Origin of the sequence: Streptomyces sp. NPDC059010, assembly GCF_042740355.1 — a bacterium.
In the GTDB taxonomy this organism is placed as follows: domain Bacteria; phylum Actinomycetota; class Actinomycetes; order Streptomycetales; family Streptomycetaceae; genus Streptomyces.
This window is the reverse complement of record NZ_JBHYJA010000104.1, coordinates 1-5,025: the sequence shown is the minus strand read 5'-3', so window position 1 is coordinate 5,025 and position 5,025 is coordinate 1. Positions and strand designations below refer to the sequence as shown.

General features: G+C 57.5%; 2 rRNA genes. Both read right to left on the bottom strand.

The features are described from left to right. Positions 1-21: 21 nt before the first annotated feature. A 23S ribosomal RNA gene (locus ACFWYS_RS46500) occupies positions 22-3,143 on the bottom strand. Positions 3,144-3,445: 302 nt separating this feature from the next. After that, positions 3,446-4,971: ribosomal RNA gene (locus ACFWYS_RS46495) — 16S ribosomal RNA — on the bottom strand. The 16S and 23S rRNA genes sit together here, the layout of an rRNA operon. Positions 4,972-5,025 lie beyond the last annotated feature (54 nt).

The following is a 5,025-nucleotide window of genomic DNA, read 5'->3' as shown; positions in this document are numbered from 1 at the left end:
ACACAGTGGACGCGAGCCTCTATGGACAAGCCCTCGGCCTATTAGTACCGGTCACCTCCACACATTACTGTGCTTCCAGATCCGGCCTATCAACCCAGTCGTCTACTGGGAGCCTTACCCCATCAAGTGGGTGGGAATACTCATCTCGAAGCAGGCTTCCCGCTTAGATGCTTTCAGCGGTTATCCCTCCCGAACGTAGCCAACCAGCCATGCCCTTGGCAGAACAACTGGCACACCAGAGGTTCGTCCGTCCCGGTCCTCTCGTACTAGGGACAGCCCTTCTCAATATTCCTACGCGCGCAGCGGATAGGGACCGAACTGTCTCACGACGTTCTAAACCCAGCTCGCGTACCGCTTTAATGGGCGAACAGCCCAACCCTTGGGACCGACTCCAGCCCCAGGATGCGACGAGCCGACATCGAGGTGCCAAACCATCCCGTCGATATGGACTCTTGGGGAAGATCAGCCTGTTATCCCCGGGGTACCTTTTATCCGTTGAGCGACGGCGCTTCCACAAGCCACCGCCGGATCACTAGTCCCGACTTTCGTCCCTGCTCGACCCGTCGGTCTCACAGTCAAGCTCCCTTGTGCACTTACACTCAACACCTGATTGCCAACCAGGCTGAGGGAACCTTTGGGCGCCTCCGTTACTCTTTAGGAGGCAACCGCCCCAGTTAAACTACCCATCAGACACTGTCCCTGATCCGGATCACGGACCCAGGTTAGACATCCAGCACGACCAGACTGGTATTTCAACGACGACTCCCCCCGAACTGGCGTCCGGAGTTCACAGTCTCCCAGCTATCCTACACAAGCCGAACCGAACACCAATATCAAACTGTAGTAAAGGTCCCGGGGTCTTTCCGTCCTGCTGCGCGAAACGAGCATCTTTACTCGTAGTGCAATTTCACCGGGCCTATGGTTGAGACAGTCGAGAAGTCGTTACGCCATTCGTGCAGGTCGGAACTTACCCGACAAGGAATTTCGCTACCTTAGGATGGTTATAGTTACCACCGCCGTTTACTGGCGCTTAAGTTCTCAGCTTCGCCGAGACGAATCTCGACTAACCGGTCCCCTTAACGTTCCAGCACCGGGCAGGCGTCAGTCCGTATACATCGCCTTACGGCTTCGCACGGACCTGTGTTTTTAGTAAACAGTCGCTTCTCGCTGGTCTCTGCGGCCACCCCCAGCTCAGAGTGCAAGACTCCTCACCAGGAATGGCCCCCCTTCTCCCGAAGTTACGGGGGCATTTTGCCGAGTTCCTTAACCATAGTTCACCCGAACGCCTCGGTATTCTCTACCTGACCACCTGAGTCGGTTTAGGGTACGGGCCGCCATGAAACTCGCTAGAGGCTTTTCTCGACAGCATAGGATCATCCACTTCACCACAATCGGCTCGGCATCAGGTCTCACCCTTGATGAGTGGCGGATTTGCCTACCACTCGGGCTACACCCTTACCCCGGGACAACCACCGCCCGGGCTGGACTACCTTCCTGCGTCACCCCATCACTCACCTACTGCAAGTCTGGTCCGTCGGCTCCACCACTTTCCTTTCCCCGAAGGGTCCGGAACGGCTTCACGGACTTAGCATCGCCTGGTTCGATGTTTGACGCTTCACAGCGGGTACCGGAATATCAACCGGTTATCCATCGACTACGCCTGTCGGCCTCGCCTTAGGTCCCGACTTACCCTGGGCAGATCAGCTTGACCCAGGAACCCTTAGTCAATCGGCGCACACGTTTCTCACGTGTGAATCGCTACTCATGCCTGCATTCTCACTCGTGAACCGTCCACCACTGCCTTCCGGCGCGGCTTCACCCGGCACACGACGCTCCCCTACCCATCACAGCCGCCGTTGGGCGTACATGCTGCAATGACACGACTTCGGCGGTACGCTTGAGCCCCGCTACATTGTCGGCGCGGAATCACTAGACCAGTGAGCTATTACGCACTCTTTCAAGGGTGGCTGCTTCTAAGCCAACCTCCTGGTTGTCTCTGCGACTCCACATCCTTTCCCACTTAGCGTACGCTTAGGGGCCTTAGTCGATGCTCTGGGCTGTTTCCCTCTCGACCATGGAGCTTATCCCCCACAGTCTCACTGCCGCGCTCTCACTTACCGGCATTCGGAGTTTGGCTAAGGTCAGTAACCCGGTAGGGCCCATCGCCTATCCAGTGCTCTACCTCCGGCAAGAAACACACGACGCTGCACCTAAATGCATTTCGGGGAGAACCAGCTATCACGGAGTTTGATTGGCCTTTCACCCCTAACCACAGGTCATCCCCCAGGTTTTCAACCCTGGTGGGTTCGGTCCTCCACGAAGTCTTACCTCCGCTTCAACCTGCCCATGGCTAGATCACTCCGCTTCGGGTCTTGAGCGCGCTACTATGTCGCCCTGTTCGGACTCGCTTTCGCTACGGCTTCCCCACACGGGTTAACCTCGCAACACACCGCAAACTCGCAGGCTCATTCTTCAAAAGGCACGCAGTCACGAGAACAAGGCAAGCCTTGTTCCGACGCTCCCACGGCTTGTAGGCACACGGTTTCAGGTACTATTTCACTCCCCTCCCGGGGTACTTTTCACCATTCCCTCACGGTACTATCCGCTATCGGTCACCAGGGAATATTTAGGCTTAGCGGGTGGTCCCGCCAGATTCACACGGGATTTCTCGGGCCCCGTGCTACTTGGGTGTCTCTCAAACGAGCCGCTGACGTTTCGACTACGGGGGTCTTACCCTCTACGCCGGACCTTTCGCATGTCCTTCGCCTACATCAACGGTTTCTGACTCGTCTCACAGCCGGCAGACTGTGAAAGAGAGATCCCACAACCCCGCATACGCAACCCCTGCCGGGTCTCACACGTATACGGTTTAGCCTCATCCAGTTTCGCTCGCCACTACTCCCGGAATCACGGTTGTTTTCTCTTCCTGCGGGTACTGAGATGTTTCACTTCCCCGCGTTCCCTCCACTTGCCCTATGTGTTCAGGCAAGGGTGACAGCCCATGACGACTGCCGGGTTTCCCCATTCGGACACCCCCGGATCAAAGCCTGGTTGACGACTCCCCGGGGCCTATCGTGGCCTCCCACGTCCTTCATCGGTTCCTGGTGCCAAGGCATCCACCGTGCGCCCTTAAAAACTTGGCCACAGATGCTCGCGTCCACTGTGCAGTTCTCAAACAACGACCAGTACACCGTCACACACCACCCCGTGGTGCTTCACCGGCGCCGGCAACTGAGGAAAGTTCATTCCCTCAGACACCCAACAGCGTGCCCGACACCCTCGCCTCTCTCATTCACGTTCCACGCCGAAGCAGTACTGGTGAACCCGAGCAGGTCAAGTGTGCCGAATAATCAACGTTCCACCCATGAGCAACCAGCACCGGACATTCGCCGATGTACTGGCCTCTGACCTCGTCCCGTGGGACGCGGTGAGAAGTGCTCCTTAGAAAGGAGGTGATCCAGCCGCACCTTCCGGTACGGCTACCTTGTTACGACTTCGTCCCAATCGCCAGTCCCACCTTCGACAGCTCCCTCCCACAAGGGGTTGGGCCACCGGCTTCGGGTGTTACCGACTTTCGTGACGTGACGGGCGGTGTGTACAAGGCCCGGGAACGTATTCACCGCAGCAATGCTGATCTGCGATTACTAGCAACTCCGACTTCATGGGGTCGAGTTGCAGACCCCAATCCGAACTGAGACAGGCTTTTTGAGATTCGCTCCACCTCACGGTATCGCAGCTCATTGTACCTGCCATTGTAGCACGTGTGCAGCCCAAGACATAAGGGGCATGATGACTTGACGTCGTCCCCACCTTCCTCCGAGTTGACCCCGGCGGTCTCCTGTGAGTCCCCATCACCCCGAAGGGCATGCTGGCAACACAGAACAAGGGTTGCGCTCGTTGCGGGACTTAACCCAACATCTCACGACACGAGCTGACGACAGCCATGCACCACCTGTACACCGACCACAAGGGGGCGCCCATCTCTGGACGTTTCCGGTGTATGTCAAGCCTTGGTAAGGTTCTTCGCGTTGCGTCGAATTAAGCCACATGCTCCGCTGCTTGTGCGGGCCCCCGTCAATTCCTTTGAGTTTTAGCCTTGCGGCCGTACTCCCCAGGCGGGGAACTTAATGCGTTAGCTGCGGCACCGACGACGTGGAATGTCGCCAACACCTAGTTCCCACCGTTTACGGCGTGGACTACCAGGGTATCTAATCCTGTTCGCTCCCCACGCTTTCGCTCCTCAGCGTCAGTAATGGCCCAGAGATCCGCCTTCGCCACCGGTGTTCCTCCTGATATCTGCGCATTTCACCGCTACACCAGGAATTCCGATCTCCCCTACCACACTCTAGCTAGCCCGTATCGAATGCAGACCCGGGGTTAAGCCCCGGGCTTTCACACCCGACGTGACAAGCCGCCTACGAGCTCTTTACGCCCAATAATTCCGGACAACGCTTGCGCCCTACGTATTACCGCGGCTGCTGGCACGTAGTTAGCCGGCGCTTCTTCTGCAGGTACCGTCACTTTCGCTTCTTCCCTGCTGAAAGAGGTTTACAACCCGAAGGCCGTCATCCCTCACGCGGCGTCGCTGCATCAGGCTTTCGCCCATTGTGCAATATTCCCCACTGCTGCCTCCCGTAGGAGTCTGGGCCGTGTCTCAGTCCCAGTGTGGCCGGTCGCCCTCTCAGGCCGGCTACCCGTCGTCGCCTTGGTGAGCCATTACCTCACCAACAAGCTGATAGGCCGCGGGCTCATCCTTCACCGCCGGAGCTTTCAACCCCCACCCATGCGAGTGGAAGTGATATCCGGTATTAGACCCCGTTTCCAGGGCTTGTCCCAGAGTGAAGGGCAGATTGCCCACGTGTTACTCACCCGTTCGCCACTAATCCCCACCGAAGTGGTTCATCGTTCGACTTGCATGTGTTAAGCACGCCGCCAGCGTTCGTCCTGAGCCAGGATCAAACTCTCCGTGAATGTGTACCCGTAATCGGGTGCAACACCACGAGAGCGGAACAGTCAGGCGGAATA